At 67.6% G+C, this 17,556-nt stretch carries 15 protein-coding genes; 7 read left to right on the top strand and 8 right to left on the bottom strand.

Going from position 1 to position 17,556, the window contains the following annotated elements:
* Nucleotides 1–238 precede the first annotated feature (238 nt).
* From GTY96_RS11845 to GTY96_RS11835, 3 genes are all read right to left on the bottom strand, one after another.
* A complete protein-coding gene (locus GTY96_RS11845) occupies nucleotides 239–835 on the bottom strand; it encodes a hypothetical protein (RefSeq protein ID WP_235685559.1) in 597 nt (198 codons plus the stop codon).
* Nucleotides 836–978: 143 nt separating this feature from the next.
* On the bottom strand, nucleotides 979–1,293 hold the full coding sequence (locus GTY96_RS11840; protein WP_235685558.1) for a hypothetical protein: 315 nt from the start codon (nucleotides 1,291–1,293) through the stop codon (nucleotides 979–981).
* A 239-nt stretch (nucleotides 1,294–1,532) separates the two neighbouring features.
* The gene (locus tag GTY96_RS11835; protein ID WP_235685557.1) at nucleotides 1,533–2,102 is read right to left on the bottom strand and encodes an FHA domain-containing protein; all 570 of its coding nucleotides are present in this window, start codon (nucleotides 2,100–2,102) and stop codon (nucleotides 1,533–1,535) included.
* Nucleotides 2,103–2,612: 510 nt separating this feature from the next.
* Between GTY96_RS11835 and GTY96_RS11830 the strand changes: the two genes are divergently transcribed.
* Nucleotides 2,613–4,112, top strand: a complete 1,500-nt coding sequence (locus GTY96_RS11830) for a sigma 54-dependent Fis family transcriptional regulator (protein WP_161664766.1) — start codon at nucleotides 2,613–2,615, stop codon at nucleotides 4,110–4,112.
* Between the two features lie 111 nt (nucleotides 4,113–4,223).
* On the opposite strand, the gene GTY96_RS38225 is transcribed toward GTY96_RS11830, so the two are convergent.
* On the bottom strand, nucleotides 4,224–5,534 hold the full coding sequence (locus GTY96_RS38225) for a DUF2185 domain-containing protein (RefSeq protein ID WP_143906531.1): 1,311 nt from the start codon (nucleotides 5,532–5,534) through the stop codon (nucleotides 4,224–4,226).
* A 233-nt stretch (nucleotides 5,535–5,767) separates the two neighbouring features.
* Between GTY96_RS38225 and GTY96_RS11820 the strand changes: the two genes are divergently transcribed.
* Entirely contained in the window at nucleotides 5,768–6,304 is a 537-nt protein-coding gene (locus tag GTY96_RS11820; RefSeq protein ID WP_235685556.1) for an RNA polymerase sigma factor, read from the top strand.
* A gap of 57 nt (nucleotides 6,305–6,361) precedes the next feature.
* Entirely contained in the window at nucleotides 6,362–6,937 is a 576-nt protein-coding gene (locus tag GTY96_RS11815) for a GNAT family N-acetyltransferase (protein ID WP_143906533.1), read from the top strand.
* On the opposite strand, the gene GTY96_RS11810 is transcribed toward GTY96_RS11815, so the two are convergent.
* Nucleotides 6,871–7,347 (bottom strand): response regulator, encoded by a 477-nt coding sequence (locus GTY96_RS11810; protein WP_143906535.1) that lies wholly within the window; start codon nucleotides 7,345–7,347, stop codon nucleotides 6,871–6,873. The two genes, GTY96_RS11815 and GTY96_RS11810, sit on opposite strands and share 67 nt — an antisense overlap.
* Before the next feature lie 244 nt (nucleotides 7,348–7,591).
* On the opposite strand from GTY96_RS11810, the gene GTY96_RS11805 reads away from it, so the two are divergent.
* Together GTY96_RS11805 and GTY96_RS11800 are read left to right on the top strand one after the other, a co-directional pair.
* Nucleotides 7,592–9,301 (top strand): R3H domain-containing nucleic acid-binding protein, encoded by a 1,710-nt coding sequence (locus tag GTY96_RS11805; RefSeq protein WP_161664765.1) that lies wholly within the window; start codon nucleotides 7,592–7,594, stop codon nucleotides 9,299–9,301.
* A 237-nt stretch (nucleotides 9,302–9,538) separates the two neighbouring features.
* Nucleotides 9,539–10,348 carry a hypothetical protein gene (locus GTY96_RS11800; RefSeq protein WP_161664764.1) on the top strand — a complete coding sequence of 270 codons (810 nt, stop codon included), beginning with the start codon at nucleotides 9,539–9,541 and terminating at the stop codon, nucleotides 10,346–10,348.
* Nucleotides 10,349–10,352: 4 nt separating this feature from the next.
* Here the strand turns inward: GTY96_RS11800 and hflX are convergent, their stop codons facing one another.
* Nucleotides 10,353–11,768: a GTPase HflX gene (gene hflX, locus GTY96_RS11795; protein ID WP_161664763.1), complete on the bottom strand. Its 1,416-nt coding sequence runs from the start codon at nucleotides 11,766–11,768 to the stop codon at nucleotides 10,353–10,355.
* Between the two features lie 88 nt (nucleotides 11,769–11,856).
* Here hflX and GTY96_RS11790 point away from each other — a divergent pair, with 88 nt between their 5' ends.
* Nucleotides 11,857–14,622 (top strand): hypothetical protein, encoded by a 2,766-nt coding sequence (locus GTY96_RS11790; protein ID WP_161664762.1) that lies wholly within the window; start codon nucleotides 11,857–11,859, stop codon nucleotides 14,620–14,622.
* Nucleotides 14,623–14,627: 5 nt separating this feature from the next.
* Complete coding sequence (locus tag GTY96_RS11785; RefSeq protein ID WP_143906640.1) at nucleotides 14,628–15,536, top strand: CPBP family intramembrane glutamic endopeptidase; 909 nt, start codon at nucleotides 14,628–14,630, stop codon at nucleotides 15,534–15,536.
* Between the two features lie 25 nt (nucleotides 15,537–15,561).
* Here the strand turns inward: GTY96_RS11785 and GTY96_RS11780 are convergent, their stop codons facing one another.
* Complete coding sequence (locus tag GTY96_RS11780) at nucleotides 15,562–16,494, bottom strand: hypothetical protein (protein ID WP_161664761.1); 933 nt, start codon at nucleotides 16,492–16,494, stop codon at nucleotides 15,562–15,564.
* Between the two features lie 103 nt (nucleotides 16,495–16,597).
* Entirely contained in the window at nucleotides 16,598–17,386 is a 789-nt protein-coding gene (locus GTY96_RS11775) for an ABC transporter ATP-binding protein (protein ID WP_143906546.1), read from the bottom strand.
* Nucleotides 17,387–17,556 lie beyond the last annotated feature (170 nt).

Raw genomic sequence — 17,556 nt, 5'->3', positions numbered from 1 at the left:
GGTGGTTGGAGGGTTTTCCAACCACGGGTTGGGAACCAGGACGCGGGGACGGGTCCGGTTCGTTCAAACAACAAAGCAGCTCTCGTGCCGCTGTGTTTTCCAGGGAGCCCCCCTCGAACGGGGCCCAGCACACCGCCATTCTTGATTGTCTTTTGCGTTCCAGACTGACGCGCACGCGTCGACCGCAGACGCATACGGGATTACCCTTACTGACCCTGCTTCAACCGCGCCTTCGCGCTCAGTAAGCCACGAGGGTCGGAGCCAGCGTGCTCGTGAAGAAGTCTGGGTATGTGGCGACGTAATGACTTCCGCCGCCAACCTCCCCCAGGAGGACACCACTCTTGGTGCCGCTCACCGTCAGGGTCGTTCCATCCGCTTCGATTCGCGGAGTGCCCGAGGAGATGTTGCCGCGCCCCAGGTACACGGCCAGGTTCGTACTCCTGACGATGGCCAGCGTCTCCGGGTCGACGTGAACCACTCCGAGGGTGACGGGCGAACTGCCACTGACGCTCTGCTTCTGCGTGTAGGTGGCGACGGCTCCCAGCTCGCTGCTGACCAACGACAGCACCGGGTCATGGCCAATGGAGTTGCCCAGCACCACGGACTCGGGGGGCACGGTGCAGTTCACCCGCTGCACCCGAATGGTATAGGTGAGTGGGACCCCGGGGTTGACCACCCGGGTGATGATCAGACCGCAGCTCAAGAGCTCCGACGTGGCCGCCCCGGGCGCATCCTCACCCTGCGCGTCCGCCGGATCGCGCTGAGCGGTTGCTCCGCCACACGCCGTGACGAGCAACACCACGCACAACTGGATGATGTTGCTGGAGTTCCGCATCACAGCCCCCACGGAGCAAGTCAGGGACGCGATGTATATAGTTCAAGGAAAAGGCGTCCAGCCTTGGAGCGGGTTCGTTTCCTATCCTGAACAATAGAGGGCAGGACGTACAGCCCCATCCCCACTCACAACGTCATACAGACTCACGGGGTGTTGGACACGGCTGAGTCGCAGTCAGACGTGCACTTGCCAGAGCAGATGACCTGACCGGGATACGAGGTCAGGATTGCGCACTCGGTGCCGCCGGTGCATGACACGATCTCTCCACACACCTTGGATTCATCCACGCACCGCACCCGAAGCGTCCCCTCGATCTTGAACGCGATGCAGGCGGTGCCTTGGGGACACTGGGGCAGGTCCACACCACACTCCTGCGCCAGGTCCAGCGACTGCGCATCGCGCAGCACCAGCCGTCCCTGTTTCCCCGCGTCATCCGAACCACAGGCCGACAAGCTCATGACTGTCAGGCAACATCCCAGCATCTGCATCCAGCGCATCGTGGCTCCTTCGTCCGAATGACTTCGCAAGGCTCCCAGCAATGCGCGGACCAGCGGGTCTTCAGAACGATTCCGCACCCTTGCCATGAAGGCACACCTCACTCCTCCCAGAAATCTGAGAGTTACGCGTCGGGAATGAACGGGTCCCCCATCCCGCCGGGACACCACGCATCAGCTTCCCTCGCGCCGCCCCGGCCCCGTCATCTGCACACCTGACTCGCCTGCTCCCAGGCTGCATTGATCTCCCGGCACTTGCTGGCCGCCAACTCCCTCAGCTCGTTTCCAAGATGAGCAACCTTGTCCGGATGATATTGAGCGATCAATCGATAGTAGGCAGCTCGGGCATCTTGAAGTGAAGAGCCGACTCCAATGGAGAGCACCTCCCAGAACCTTGGCTCCACTGCAGCATAGGAATCGGTTGGGAAAGTTGTGGAAGATGGCTTTTCGCGCTGCGTCGAAGCCCTAGCACCTCCCCCAGCAAGCGACTGAATCCGCAGCACATACGGGCCGATGCGAAGCTCATCGCCGAACGTGATCACCACAGGATGGCTAATCTTGACTCCGTTGACCCAAGTTCCATTGGTCGACCGCTCATCCATGACGACCGCTGCCCCAGCGATTGCCACCAGTCGGCAATGCACGCCCGAAACGGTTCCATCCCCAAGATGCAAGTCACAAGCATCGCTACGGCCGACAAAGACTTCACGAACTTCGAAGGTTCCGCGCTTCGAGCGACTGACCCCACGCTGTCCCACGATGATGTCGAGCATTCTTTACCCCAAGAGCTTGCCTACCAATCCATTCAGATTGCATTGATGCCGGACGCGCCCGCACAACCAACAAAGGAACAGTCCGGCTACCCATCCGCAATGGCCTCTACTTCTTATTGATGATCACCTCCGCGATCTGAACCGCGAGCTTCACGAGCTTGATCACGACCTTGGGATTGATCTTCATGGCGTCCTCTTCGCTATTCGGGGAGCGGCAGCGGCGTCCTGAGCACCGCATGCCTAGGCACTAAGCACAGGCTGTGCCGACCTACTGACATGGACGACAGGCAGTCATTTCAGGCACTTACGCTCGGACAACCAACAATCAGCCCCGGCGCACCGCGCCACCGATCAAAGCTGCTATCAATATTGACGAGGGCCCTGGCAGGAGCAGTCAGGCCGACGGAAGCATGAGGGGGCCATTGGAGCCTGGAGGAGCCCTGGGCGCCCCATCCCACTGCCCTCGAATGAATCTGCTGGGCCGCAGCTCCCCATTACTTGAGCCACTCCATGACCAGCCGGGAATCCACTCGTAATTTTCGCCCGAAGAAGGAGAAGCAGACCCAGCTCCTGGATGAGCAAGGTGACACCTCCGACGACTCCGCCAGGATCACCTACCGCGAGCCCAAGGCGCTCCGCGTCGAACGAGAAGGCATCGATGATCTTCTCGTCCCGCTGTACCCAGACCGCTCATACGTGTTCGGTCGAGCACCTGAGTCCACTGTCGTCTTTCCGCATGACGCGGTATCGCGCCAACACGGTCGTCTCTCGTTTCGAGAGGACGACCGTTGGGTCTACAGAGACCTGAACTCCAGGAATCGAAGCTTCCTCCATGAGGGGGACTGGCAACGGCAAGGCGACGAACGGGAATCATCACTGATCATCCCCTCCGCGGAGGACTATGTAGTGGAAGCCGGGCACACCATCCTGCTCGGCAACGGGAGGAGCCGCATCACGCTCCTCGCGGAAGCGCCTCGCGGGCTTCTTGCCGACCCTCGGACCACGAAGTCACGCTCACCTGCGACCAAGCAGCTTGAGCTCGCTGTCAGTATCTGCTCCCGGCATCAGCTGCCCGTGTTTATCCTCGGCCGATCCGGTACAGGCAAGACCTTCATTGCCCGGGAGATCCACACCCAAAGTCGGGCCACCGGTAATTTCGTCATCCTGAACTGTGGCCGCCTCCCCACCGACGTCAACTCCCTCAGCAGTGAACTGCTCGGACACGTCAAAGGTGCCTTTACGGGGGCCGTCATGCCCCGGATTGGGAAGTTCTTCAGTGCCAATGGGGGCACTCTCTTCCTCGATGAAGTGGAGTTCCTGCCCCCAATCGCCCAGGACTTCCTTATCGACATCCTGGAAGGTTCAGGAAGTTTTGCTCCTTTGGGTGCGCCCCCTGATTTCAGAGATCCACCCCCCCGCTTCAGGCTCGTTTCCGCATCGAAGACTCCACTTCAGGAGACTGAGCTGCGACCTGATCTGGCTCAGCGTCTTGCCGCAGGCGACGTCATCGTCCTGCCCTCTCTGGAAGAACGTCGGGAAGACATTCCCGTCTTGATCGATGGTTTTCTGCATCAGCTCTTCGTCGGGCAGCAATATGACGCTGAGCTCACGAGCGATGCGCTGGCTCATCTGCAGAAGGCTGAATGGCCCGGTCAGATTCGAGAGCTCGAGGCTACCATCAGGGCTGTCGTGTCTCGGGCAGCAGCCATTCGTGACATCGATGGCGTGGGCGCAGCGAAGATGATGATCACCCTTGAGGCAGTCAAGACCTACCTCTCCAAGCGAGAGCAGGGATTCGGCGCATCCCCCAAGGCCGCTCAGCCCAAGACACACACATCCATTAGGGCCATCCCTTATCCTCCGCCACGCAAGCGCCCAGGAGATCTGACCAAAGAGGACATCAGCGAGAGCCTTCGCCGCAACCAGGGCAACAAGACCCGGGCGGCGTCAGACCTGGGGATCGCTCCCAACACGCTCAAGGCTCGGATGCGCGCCTTGAGCCTCGAGTGAGTGGAGCACTCGACTGGCGCCACACACATTTCGCCGCAGAGTCTTCCCGAGCGGCGTAGGAAAACCCCTCCCGCGCCATTCACCATTCGCGAGTCCCTGTCTCGACATGAGTCACACGTCAGGAATGAACCCGTCGCCCTCGCGCCGGAACACCGCGCCCACCGGCGCGTCCAGGATGGCATCCAACTCCTTGCACCGGCCCAGCAACGACCGCAGCGACACCACCACCAGGTTCGAGGCCTTCTTCATGTAGGCCGCATCCTCCACGCCTGAAGAGAACGCCCAGCCGCTGTCTTGCGCGTTGCTGGGCTTCATGCGCTCCGCGAAGCGGATGGGTTCACCGTCATCCAGGATGGCCCGGGTGACAATCGCGCCGCGCTGCCGGAGCTGCATCCGGCGCAGCAGCCGCTGCCGCTCCTCCGTGCCCAGCTCCACCCGGACGCGCACCACCCTGCCCTTCGCGTCGAAGTGCCGGCTGACCGCGAAGACCCCGTCTCCCCATCGGTTCCCGCACCCCACCACCCGCGCACCGTCGAGCACGAGCGACGCCGCGTCCTCCGCGCTCGCGCGCAGCCCCGCGTTCAACTTCTCCAGGTTGCAGTGCGGCCGGTAGTCCACGCCCACCGCGAGCGAGTCCTTCTCGATGCGCTCCTGCAACGGCGTCGCCTTCTCCCCCACCCGCTCCAGGGGCAGGTCCCTCCATCCAAACAGCCCGCCCCCCAGGTCGCTCGCGCCCAGCTCCTTCGCCAGCGCGGGCGCGTCCCTGCCGTGGAACACGTAGTCCGCCAGCCCGTCCTCCGGCTCCCACATGCGGAAGTGCCCCATCGGGCCCAGTCCGGCGAACAAGAGCTGGCCGTGGTCCACCATCACCCCCGCCACTTCCTCGGAGCGGACCGCCTTCGCCTCGCCGTCCACCACCACGTCGATGGAGCGCCAGCGCCCTCCAAACTCCCCGGGCGGCATCGGCATCCCCACCACTTGCAACGCGCGGCCCCGGGGCAGCGCCCCCGCCACCACCGCCCACAGGCCGTTGTACTTCGCCACCCCCAGCCCCCCACCCGCCTCCAACGCGAGCCGCGCTCGCTCGGTGTGCGGAACGCGCTCCGGCAACACCTCCGCGCGCGCGTCGAAGCCCCGCTCCCGCGCGAACCCGGCGAAGTGCTCCGCGGCCTCCGCCGCGTCCTCCCGGTCGAAGAGGAAGCGCGGATCGAACTCGCGGTCGTACGCCCGTCCCGCCGCCTCCGCGTCCGGCCCCGCGAGGCGCAGGTCGTACTCCGCCGGTGCCTTCTTCCGGGGCGACGCAGGCTCCGCGTCATGCCGCCAGAAGCGCGCCAGGCCCGGGTCCAGGATGAGCAACACCCCCTCAGGCAGCTCGACCTCTCCCAGGACCACCGATGCGGGCGTCTTCGCGGTGCGTGTCATCCACGCGACCCTACCTCCAGGGCGCATGAAGCCCAGCGCATTCGGGGCGGGCGGGGGAGGAAACCACCGGGCGCCCCATCCGCCGCCATTCCTCTCACAAAGGCTACCAACCCACCACATCCAACCTGCAAGGCTTTACGCCATCTCAAAGGAATCAGACCTATAGCGTTATCTATATGGGACCGGCACTGGGGGGCCGTTCGATGATAAGAGAAGAACTGGATCGCTCCGACATGGAGTACGCAGACTTCGCGGTCCGGCATCAGCCCATCCTGATGGCGATCTGCCGGAAGCTCTGTGGAACGCGTGGCAGGGCTTGCGACGACCTGGTGCAGGACGTGCTGCTCCGAGCGCTGCTCAAGTGGGACACCCTCCAGCATGATCCAGAGCCTGAACGGCGCGCATGGCTGGTGCGGGTGCTGCACAGCCGCTTCCTGGACCAGTGCCGCGGCCAGAGCCCGCAGCCCGCGGCCGCCATCACCCAGGACAACGTGCACACGCTCTTCGAAGAGCCGGACGCGCCTCCGCCAGAGCTGTGGGACCACCTCACCGAGGCGCAGTTCCGGGAGGCGGTCTCCGCCCTGCCCTACAACCTGCGCCGCACGTTCGAGCTCCAGGCGGAGGGGCTTCGCCATGAGGAGATCGGCCGCCGGCTGGGCGCTCCAGCGACCACGGTGGGCTCCTGGCTCTTCCACGCGCGGCACCAGCTGCGCGACCAGCTCCGTGCCATGGCCGAAGCGCGCCGGGACCAGGCAGGCCGCGAGCGCTGAACCGCCTGGGCCACATCCGGCGCCCAGGACGTTCACGCGGACCTATGCTCCGGCCCCATGCCGCTTCCGTACGACGTCCGGGCCGTGCAGTCCCCAGAAGAGCTGGAGCAGGTGCTCGCCCTGCAGCGCCGGAACCTGCCCCCGGTGCTCTCCTCGGAGGAGCAGCGGGCGCAGGGCTTCGTCACCGTCCAGCACGACCTGACCACGCTGGAGCGCATGCACGCGCTCGCTCCCAGCGTCATCGCCCTCCAGGGCTCCGAGGTCGTCGCGTACGCCCTGGTCATGCCCCGCGAGTGCCGTGCGCTCGTCCCCATCCTGGAGCCGATGTTCGCGCTCATCGAGCAGCTCGAACACCGCGGCCGTCCGCTCAAGGACCAGCGCTTCTATGTGATGGGACAGGTGTGCGTCGACAAGGCCCACCGGGGGACAGGCCTGTTCGACGCGCTCTACCACCAGCACCGCGCGCGGCTTCGCGAGCGGTTCGACTGCGTCATCACGGAGGTCTCGGTGCGCAACACCCGCTCTCTGCGCGCGCACGCGCGGGTCGGGTTCGAGACCGTCCACACCTACCGCGACGCCAGCGACACCTGGGCCGTGGTGCTCTGGGACTGGGACGCCCCCACTTCACCCTGAAGCGACGGCTCCACGGGGGAAGGCCGGTTCGCCATCCGCTTGTGGTGCATGCCCGAAAGCTTCAACGCCAGCTCCGGACCGGTGACGCCCTTCGGGATGTAGCCGTCCGCTCCCGAGGCCCGCACCAGCTCGCGCAGCCGAGACTCGTCCATGGACGAATACAGGATGAACAGCGTGTCCGGCCCCGCGAACTGGCGCACCACGCCCAGGATGCGATCCCCGCTGAGCGCCGGGATGTTCACGTCCAGGAGCACGATGTCCGGCTGGTGCGTGCGCAGCATGTTCGCCACGCCCAGCGCCGCGCGCGTGGTGACGACATCGAAGCCGTAACGGCTGATGGAACGCTCCACCAGTTCGAGCACAAGTGGGTCATCGTCCACCACAAGTGCCTTCAGTTTGCCTTCCGCCATGCGCGCCTCCTGCCTTCCAAGGCCCTTGTAAGGATGTCTGAAGCACATTCCTTCCAGGTACACTGTGAAATATACGCTATAGCTGCATTGGAACGCAAATACCCGAGACTCAGGGCTTATTAGGACTCCACTCTGGGTAGGTAAATCGTGGGATGCCCGTAGAAAACGGGCTCTTCCGGGACTCCCGGAAGCGGAAGCAGGGGGCCCCGCGACGCCGGTCCGAGGCTAAAGAACCTGCATCGCCATGGACCGCCGCCCTCCCGAGACTCCGCCCCCCTCCCACGACGACTTCGCCCTGCTGGTCGCGATCCTCCCCGCGCCGCTCCAGGAGGCGGTGCGCCGGCTCCCCGAAGCGGAGCTGTTGGAGGTGGTGATGGATTTGGGCCGCCCTCCGGAAGCACGGCTGGTGAGCGGCGTGGCGCGCTTGTCGGACGCGCCCGTGGAGCAAGAGGCGTTGCAGGCGGTGCTCGCCCGGGTGGGTGAGCCGGGCGGGGACAACCGCGCGGGCATCGAGCGCACGCTCCACCGCGTGTCGGCCATCCGCAACCGGCAGGGGCGCGTGGTGGGGCTCACGCTGCGCGTGGGGCGGGCCATCCAGGGCACCATCGACATGCTGCGCGACCTGGTGGAGTCGGGGCGGAACCTGCTGCTGCTCGGACGGCCCGGCGTGGGCAAGACGACGAAGCTGCGCGAGGTGGCGCGCGTGCTCGCGGACTCGCTGGGCAAGCGCGTGATGGTGGTGGACACGTCCAATGAGATTGGCGGCGACGGGGACATCCCGCACCCGGGCATTGGCGGCGCGCGGCGCATGCAGGTGAGCCGGCCGGACCGGCAGCACGACGTGATGATCGAGGCGGTGGAGAACCACATGCCCGAGGCCATCGTGGTGGATGAGATTGGCACCGCCGCGGAGGCCGCCGCCGCGCGCACCATCGCGGAGCGCGGCGTGCAGTTGGTGGCGACCGCGCACGGCAACACCTTGCAGAACCTGGTGCTGAACCCCACGCTCTCCGACCTCGTGGGCGGCGTGCACACCGTCACGCTGAGCGACGACGAGGCGCGACGCCGGGGCACGCAGAAGACCGTGACCGAGCGCAAGGGAGCGCCGACCTTCGACATCGTGGTGGAGATGGTGAGCCGCGAGGAGGTGCGCGTTCACCGTGACACGGGCGGCGCGGTGGACCGGCTGCTCACGGGCGCGGAGGTGGGCGGGGAGCGCCGCCGGCAGCAGGACGGCGCCGTGCACGTGGACGTGCCCACGGAGGTCGTGGAGGCCACGCCGCCGGGTGGACGCGTGCCCAAGGGCACCCCGGCGCTGGGCGCTCCGAAGCCAGGGCCCACGCGCATCGCGGCGCACGCGGTGAGCCGCGAGCTGCTGGAGCGCGTGCTGCGCGACCTGCCGGTGGAGGCCCTCGTGGTGGGGCGGCCGGAGAACGCGGAGCTGGTGCTCACGTTGCGAAGCCGCGCCAACTCTCCCCGCCTGCGCCGCGCGTCCGAGCGCGCGGGGGCGCGGGTGCTGGCCATCAAGCGCAACAGCGCCACGGAGATCCGCCGCGCGCTGCGCACCGAGTTCCACCTGCTGGAGGGTGTGGATCCACGCGACGTGCACGCCGCCGTCGCGGACGCGGAGCAGGGCATCCAGCGCGTGCTCGTGGAAGGCGTCTCCGTGCCGCTCCCGCCTCGGCCGTCACGCCTGCGCAAGCTGCAGCACACGCTGGTCGTGAGGAACCACCTGGAAGCCATCAGCGTGGGCAGCGAACCCCTGCGCCACCTGGTCATCTACCCGCTGGGCACCGCCGTGCCGGAGCCCTCCGGCGCGGAGCCATCACCGGAGGAGGTGGAGCCGCTGGAGGCGGAGGACCTGGACGCGGAAGGCGCGCTCGAGGATGAGGACGAAGCAGCTCCTGATGATGAGGACGCCTCCGACGATGAGGCTCCGAACGAGGGGACCTGACCGGCGCCGCGACCGCGTGGGCGCGCGCCGCCGCCGCGAGCGCGACACGGGCGTCATGAGCGGCGGTCCCGACATGACCGCCCCTGGTTGCGCAGCGCACTGCACACGTCCACCGGGGTCAGGGGAGCCCCTTTGCCTGGAGATTCATGGGGTTGAGGAGGGCACGACGGTTGCTCAAGGCCAGGGCACGGTCCGCCGCGAGGAAGCAGTGGCGCCGCACCCTCCCTGGAGCCCTTCATGCGTCGCACCGCCTGCCTTGCCCTCGCCGTCCTCGCCACCAGCGCCTGTGGAGGCAACCTCCCCACGAAGGAGGAAGTGGAAGACGCGACGGCGCGCGTGGGGCGGGTGGCGGCCTCCGCGCACCAGGTGCGTGGCGCGTTCGAGGCGCTGGGGCTGATGCCCGTGTACACCTGCGGCGAGCCCCGGCGCGCCTTCCTGGGCCACGCCGCGGAAGGCCTGTCCTCCCGCATCTCCTGCGCGACGGCCACCGTGCGGCCGGTGGATGACGTCACCGACGCGGTCGTCGTGTCGTTCCCCGCCGGCGGCTGTGACGTGCACGGCCTGCGCTTCACCGGACACGCGGTGCTGGAGTATCGCGGCGGCGAGGACCTGATGGAGCTGAACGCCGACCTGCGCGGGCTGGCCGTGGACGGCCAGCCGCTCCAGGCGAAGGTGGGCTATGGCACCTGTTCAGACGAGACGCACCTGTTCGCGGAGGTGGAGGGCGACGTGCCGGGCCGAGAAGGGCACACGTTCCACATCCACAGCCGCGTGGGCATGCGCCAGGGACTGCCCCTCATCGGCGGCGCGTCGCTGCTGTTCGACGGTCCAGGCGAGCTGACGGGGCCCGGCGGCACGGACCGCCTCACGCTCACGTCCGTCCTGTACGAAGTCGGCGACTACCTGCCCAAGGAAGGCACGGCCCTGCTGGAGAGCGCGAACGGCCACGTGCTGAAGCTCACGTTCCAGCCGGTGCTGTGGCGCGTGGGCAAGGTGGAGGTCACCGTGGACGACAAGGACCCCATCACCGTGCCCGTGGTGCGCTGAGGCCTCAGTCCTGCAACGACCGGGTGAGCCGGGCGATGGCGCCCGGCAACCCGCGCACGCGCAGCCGGCTGCCCAGCTCGTCGTAGGCCTGCGACACCACCGTGGTGTGTTCATACACCTCGCCGATGCGCGCCTGCCGGGCGTACGGAATCACCAGGTCCGCCTCCACCATGGAGGCCTCGAAGAAGGCGATGATGTCCTTGCGCAGCATCGCCACGTCGTCCGGCCGATGCGCGGACACGAGGATGGCCTCGGGGTGTTCCGCCCGCAGCGCGTCCTGCGCCGCCGCGTCCAGCCGGTCCACCTTGTTGAAGAGCAGCCTGCCGGGCACCACGTCCGCGCCAATCTCCCGGAGCACCGTGCGGGTGACGTCCAGCTGCGCGGCCCAGGTGGGGTCGGACGCGTCCACCACGTAGAGCAGCAGCGACGCCTCCAGCGCCTCGTCCAGCGTCGAGCGGAACGACGCCACCAGGTCGTGCGGCAGCTTCTGGATGAAGCCCACCGTGTCCGAGACCAAGATGCGCGGCCGGGTCTCCGGCTGCATCGCGCGCACCGTCGTGTCCAGCGTCGCGAAGAGCTGATCCGCCACCAGCACCGCGCTGCCCGTCAGCGCCCGCATCAGCGAGGACTTGCCCGCGTTCGTGTAGCCCACCAGCGCCACGCGCAGCTGGTCGCGGCGCGCGTAGCGGCGCTGGTCCTGGTCCTTCTGGATGGCCGCCAGCCCCTCGCGCAGCTCCGCCAGCCGGTCGCGAATCTTGCGGCGGTCCAACTCCACCGCCGAGTCTCCCGAGCCGCGGCCCTGCTGGCGCTCGCGGCCTCCCGAGGACTCGCGCAGGCGCGGGGCCAGGTAGTTGAGCCGGGCGATCTCCACCTGCATCCGCGCCTCGTGGCTCTTCGCGTGCCGGTGGAAGATGTCGACAATCACGCCCGCGCGGTCCAGCACCTGCGCGCCCGTGGCCCGCTCCAGATTGCGCAGCTGGCTGGGTGACAGCTCGTGGTCCACGACCACCACCGTGGGCCTGGGGCCCGGCTCCAGGGCGGTCGCCTCCGGAGCATCCTCGGCCTCCTCGAAAGGGTCCTCCGCGTCATCGTCGCCAGGAGCGTCCGCGTCCTCCGGCTCCCCGTCGGCTTCGGCCTCCCACTTCTCACGGGCCTTCGAAGCCTTGCCCTGCGCGCCGGACGGGATGAGGCCGGTGCCTCCGGTGAGCGCGGCCAGCTCCTTGAGCTTGCCTGAGCCGAGCACCGTGCCGGTGGCCAGCCGCTCCCGGCGCTGGGACACCGTCGCCACGGAGTCGAACCCCAATGTGTGCACCAGCCGACGCAGCTCCGCGAGATCCGCGGCATGCGCCTCGTCCGTGACGCCGGGAAGCTGGACACCAACGAGGACCGCGCGCGGACGCTCGGGGAGGGTTTTCGCCATGGACAGGCTCGTAACACGTCGGGCCCGGAGATGAGCGATATGGTGGAGCCATTCGCGGGGCCCACGCATGTGCCCCCAGAGGGCAGGCATGCGGTTCTACTGCACCATCTGCGGCTACCACGCCGCCTTCATGCTCAGGCCCGTGAGGTGCAGGGGATGCATGGGCACCGGGTCGATGAAGGAGGTCCCCCGAGGCATTCCGAAGCACCGGAAGTCCACGCGGTACGGGAGCTACACCATCCGTGGAGGAAAGGCCTTCCGACAGCGGGATGCCAAGGAGTCCCAGCGCTCCGTGCTGGCGCGAAGGAAGCTGGAGACCTTCAAGACCCCGCTCCCCAACCACCTCCTCCCTTTCAAGAAGCGGAAGCATTCGCCGTCGATGACGTCCTCGCCCCAGGAGCCGCCTCCCTCCCTGCGCAGGGAGGAGGTCCATGAGGAGGAGGCCGGACTGGACCTGGGGGTCGGCACCTTCAACATCAACCACTTCAGCCAGAAGACAGCCAAGGCCAAGAAGGACCTCCTCTTGCGCCTCTTCGAGCAGAACCCCTGGTTGGACGTGCTGGTGCTCCAGGAGATCAACAAGAAGGCGCTCCCCCTCCTGAAGTCCATCGACTTCAAGGGACACGGGCTCACCCTGGTGCTGGGGCCGCAGATGCAGGCGGTCTACCCGAAATACAAGGGCCAGAAGGCCTCGGAGGATGACGACAGCGAGGACGAGGACTCCGACGATGAGAGCTCCATGTCCGATACGGACGAGGAGACCTGGACGCTCGGGAAGAGCCAGTGTGAGTGGTACCCCATCATCTTCAGGACGAGCTGCTGCACCGATAGCAGCTGGCGCGCCTTCAGCGGCGGCGAGGTGAAGCGGCGCTCCAGCGACCGCTCCACCGAACCCATCCAGTGGGCCAAGCCCGTCGAATACACCAAGGCGCCCAAGGGCTGGACGACGAAGTACCCCACGCTGCTCAAGGAGCGCAGGGAGCAATACCGGCTGCTCAACGCGCGCCACCTCCCCTGGCGCCCGGTCGTGGTCCACGACCTGCGCATCGGCAAGCACGACGTGCACATCGGCGTGGTCCATACGTCCCCCGCGGGGCAGGGGCTGGGCCGCATGGGGGAATACGAGCAGGTGTCCGGCTTCTTCCAGCATGTCTCCCAGAACACCGGCGAGCCGTGGATCATCGCGGGCGACTACTACATCGACCCTGAAGCCACGGTGGCGGTGAACTCCGACACGAAGAGCCGCCAGTGGGACGACCTCTTCCACGTGAAGGCGGACACCCTGGGGCTGACGCTGTCGGTGCCTGTCTCGGCGTCGAACCAGTCCTCGCAGACCTATCGCAGCGTGAACTCGAAGAAGAACCAGGAGCAGTTCAAGCGGAAGGGCTACATCAAGGACTGGGACCAGGTGGGCGACAAGTTCAAGCTCAACAAGCGCGCCGACTTCTTCGTCATCAGCCGGGCCTTCGCCCTGCATCACACCGGCATCTTCTCTCCTGTCAAGGGACTGCTGCCGGTGGATCCGAACCACCAGGCGCTGAACTTCTGGGCCCAGACGAGCGACCACGCGCCCACCGGCGGCATCTTCTGCGACTCGCCCTTCTCCGAGAAGTGGGCCCGGAACTGGCAACTCATCTCCGAGTCCCTGGGCACGCGCCAGTCCCAGGCCCAACTGGAGGTGTGGGAGCTCCAGAAGCAGGCCGTGGACGAGCTGCTGTCCTCGCTCCGAGAGCTGATCCCCCTGCTGACGCGGTTGCAGGAGGATGGCCTCCGGCTGGCGCAGCGGCTGTGCGTGTTGATCGTCAAGGCCCTGAACTCGCCGGCCGCGATCGCCATCCGGGGCGTCTCCTTCGAACCCGACGGGCAGTATCCGCGCTGGAAGGCGAACTCCCAGAGCGTGACCCAGCAGCACCTGAGCGAGTTCTTCGGCATCTGCGCCCAGGTGGAGACCGCCTCCGTGCTGAACAGCCCCCACGCCCTGGAGCAGTTCGCGCTGCTGTTCCGCAATGCCTACCGGGCGCTCCAGCAGATTGGCATCCGTCCGCGGAGCTTCGATCTCACCCCTGAGTCGGAGACGTACTCGCAGGTCAAGCTGGGGACCCGCCAGACGGCGTCGACGGGCTCCCGCACCGGCAAGGAGAAGCTGACGCAGGAGCTGCAGCAGGAGATCATCGAGCTGCTGAGCGGCTACCTGGAGAAGCAGCGGTCCACGGGCTCGCCTCCCCCGTCGCTCGTCGGCTGCGTTCAGGGCAGCGTCAACCAGTTCCAGGTCCCGGGAGGACGGACCGCCTGCTCCGCGATGGCGGTGCTGGGGATCGCCGCGGTGCTGGCGCACGGGGGAGAGCTGGACACCGAACGCATCGACAACATCCTGCTGGAAGGCACGGCGCTCTATCAGCGGATGAACACGGCGACGGAGGACGAGACCGAGCTGATGCAGGCGTTGGCGCTGTCGTGCGGTGGGATGGTGGATCCCATCGTCTTGCAGCCCCAGGCGCCCTACTACAACCCGCTGGAGATTCCCGAGGAGGAGATCCGGCTGCGAGGCCTCTTCCAAGCCGGCGCGGGCACCAGCCACCGGGACACCCTGGGCCAGGAGCTGGCGTCGCTCTTGAGGCAGGGCGAGCGGATGGGGGTGGCGCTGGTGCTCGGCGGCTATACCGTGTCCGTCATCCGGAATGGCGATGCCTATTATCTCTTCGACTCCCACGGCTGGAAGGACCGGAGGAACGCGTTCGTGCAGCGCTATGCCTTCGTCAACGAGCTGCTGGTGGCGGTGGGAAAGATGGCGAAGTCGCGCGCCCTCTTCGACCACGAGATCGGCGTCACCCTGTACCTGCCCGAGGACGTATGACGCCCCTGCGTGGTGATGTCGCCGTGCTGCTGGAGAAGGCGCCGCCGCGGCGCCAGGCGCTGTCGGAAGCGGCGTTCGTGTTCTTCGCCGTGCTGGGCCCCTCGACGGTGGGGCGGCTGGGACTGGCGGCCACGGTGGCGGTCGGGGTGGCGCTCCTGGCCTGGGGGCTGGCCCTGCTGAGGCCCTGGGAGTCCACGCGCCAGGGGGCGTGGTGGGGCGTGGTGGGGCTGCTCGTGGCGTTGGGCGGCACGGGCGCGGGGGCCTGGGTGGCGACGGACGCGGAGGTGACGAAGGGCTTCTCGCTGTCCATGGCGCCGCTGGTCATCCGGGCGCTGGGCATGTGCCTGTTGGTGGCGGTGCTGCTGTGGCGCGATGGGCAGGGGCCCGCGCAGGTGGGGCTGGTGCGCGAGGGTTGGGCGCGGGAGCTGCTGCTGGGCGTGCCGGTGCTCGCGGGCACGTACGCGGTGCACATCGCGGTGTCGGTGCCACTGGCGGCGGTCGCGGTGGCGTTGAAGCTGGCGGGCAAGGAGCTGCTGGCGCGCAAGGGCGTGGCGGCGGCGCTGCTGGACACGGGCCTGGGCGTGCCGGCCTTCGCGGCCATCATGGTGGTGGTGACGGGCTTCGAGGAGTTCGTCTTCCGCGGCTTCCTGGTGCCCCGGCTGCGGGTGGTGCTGGGCGGCTGGGTGCCGGCGGTGCTTTGCGCCGCGGTGCTCTTCTGCGTGGGGCACTTCTACGAGGGCACGCTCGCGGTCTTCCAGACATTCGTGATGGGCGCGTGGTTCGGCGTCGTCTTCTGGTATCGCGGGCGGCTGCTGCCCTTGATGGTCGCGCACGCGGCGTTCAACACCATCAGCTTCGCGCTGATGCTGTGGCTGTCGCGCTCGGGGCTGTTGGAGAAGCTGCCGCCCCTGTGACTCAGGAGCGGCGCATCCTGGGCGGTTACGCGTGGGCCTGGGGCATCAGCGAGAACGCCAGCTCCCTCACCAGCCGCTGGGCCATCCGCGCGGAGGGCAGTCCCGAGGCCCGGGCCACGGCGTCCGGTACGAGGCTCGCCGCGGCGTCGCGCTCCAGCTCACGCCAGGCTTCGCGGCGGGCCTCCTCCACCCGCTCGCGCGCCTCCGGGGACAGCTGCTCCAGGGCCCAGGCGTCAATCGCCCACGACAGCTCCGCGTGCCGCTGCTCGTCCGGCGCGATGGCCGCCAGGGACTCGCGCACCTGCGCGTCCTCCGCGCTCCTCGCCTGCCAGCCCGCGAGCAGCGCCCCGAACGTCTCACGCACGCAGCCCTCCACCGCGTTCTCCAGCGCGAGCGCCTCCAGCGACCGGGCCTGGAAGGGGGCCACCTTCAACTCCGGAATGGGAGCGCCGTGCCGCAGCGCCAGGGCCTCCATCGCCCTCGCGTGACGCACCTCCTCCTTCGCGGACCGCCTCGCGGCCCGCACCAGCCGCTCCGGCGCGCCGTGCGCGGCCAGCTCGTCCGCGAGCCTCTCAAAGGCAGGCACCGACGCGGCCTCCAGGTGCGCCATCCTCGCGAAGAGCGCCCCCAACGCCGGGACCTCCACGGCCACGGCCCCGTCGCTGCACAGCCCCTCCGGCCGGCGGCCCTCGCAGATGAACAGCGTTTCGCAGCTCACCTGGTCCGGTTCGAGCTTGTCCTCCGTGGACTTCGATAGAGAGCAGGGAGCCTTGGCGCCGTAGCTCGCGCACAGCTCCTCGCAGGCCGTGGCCTGCGTCGGCGTCCCTCCATCCAACAGCATCGCGGGAATGGGGAACGTGCTCTGCGACGTGTGGCCATCCGAGTCACACCCCCACGTCGAGGAACACCCCATCCCCAGGGCCGTGACGGGCGCGAGCAACCACAGACGCGAGAACACGGGGCGAAGCTTCCGGCGGGACATGCAATACCTGCTTCCATCACGAACCCGCCGGCCCCCGGGCGCCTGAAGCCTCTCATACAAGGCTTCAGGAAATAAAGGCTCAGGTCGGAGCCTGCGCCGAGCGCCGCCGCAACCAATTGCGCAGGAACGCCTTCACCTCCGGATGCTGCGACTGCCGGAAGTGGTCCGGCGGGCCGTACTCGACGACACGGCCCTCGTGCATCAGCGCCAGGTGGTCCGCCATGCCGAACGCGGAGGCCACGTCCGGTGTAATCACCAGCGACGTGGCGCCCAGCTGCTGCTTGCCCGTGGTGATGATTTCATTCACCGCCGCCGTGGTGAGCGGATCCAGGCCCGCCGTGGGGTCGTCGTAGAGCAGGATCTTCGGCTGGAGGATGGTGGCGCGCGCGAAGCCCACGCGCTTCTGCATGCCGCCGGAGAGCTCGCCCGGGAAGCGCGTGGCCGCGTGCGACAGGCCCACCTTCGCCAGCGTCTCGTTCACCGTCTTCGTGATTTCGGGCTCGGGCATCTTCGTGCGCTCACGCAGCGGGAACGCCACGTTGTCGTAGACGTTGAGCGAGTCGAAGAGCGCGTTGGCCTGGAAGAGGATGCCCAGCTTGCGGCGCATCTGGTTGAGCGACGGCTCATCCATCTTCGCCACCTCGTCGCCCTCCACCAGCACCACGCCCCGGTCCGGCCGCATCAGGCCCATGATGTGCTTCATCAGCACCGTCTTGCCTGAACCGGACACCCCCATCAGCACGCAGGTCGTCCCCTCCGGCACCACCAGGTCCACGCCCCGCAGCGCGGCCTGCCCACCAAACGACTTGTGCAGGTCCCGCACCTCCAGGGTCAGCTTCGGCGCCGGCTCACGGCTCGCGTCACTCATCGCCCCGGCACCCTAGCGCGCACGCCCCGCCAACGCCCTCCCCAAAGGAGGGGGGCCCCCTGGGCCTGTCCTCTGAGTTGCTTTCGCGGCGCAAGCATCTGGCCCACTGGCGCGCCCGCGAGTGTCCGCCCGACACGCGCTTCGGTACGGTGCGCCCCCTTCCCTTCCAG

This window comes from Corallococcus silvisoli, assembly GCF_009909145.1.
Taxonomy (GTDB): Bacteria; Myxococcota; Myxococcia; order Myxococcales; family Myxococcaceae; genus Corallococcus; species Corallococcus silvisoli.
This window is presented reverse-complemented; position numbering and strand designations above follow the sequence as displayed.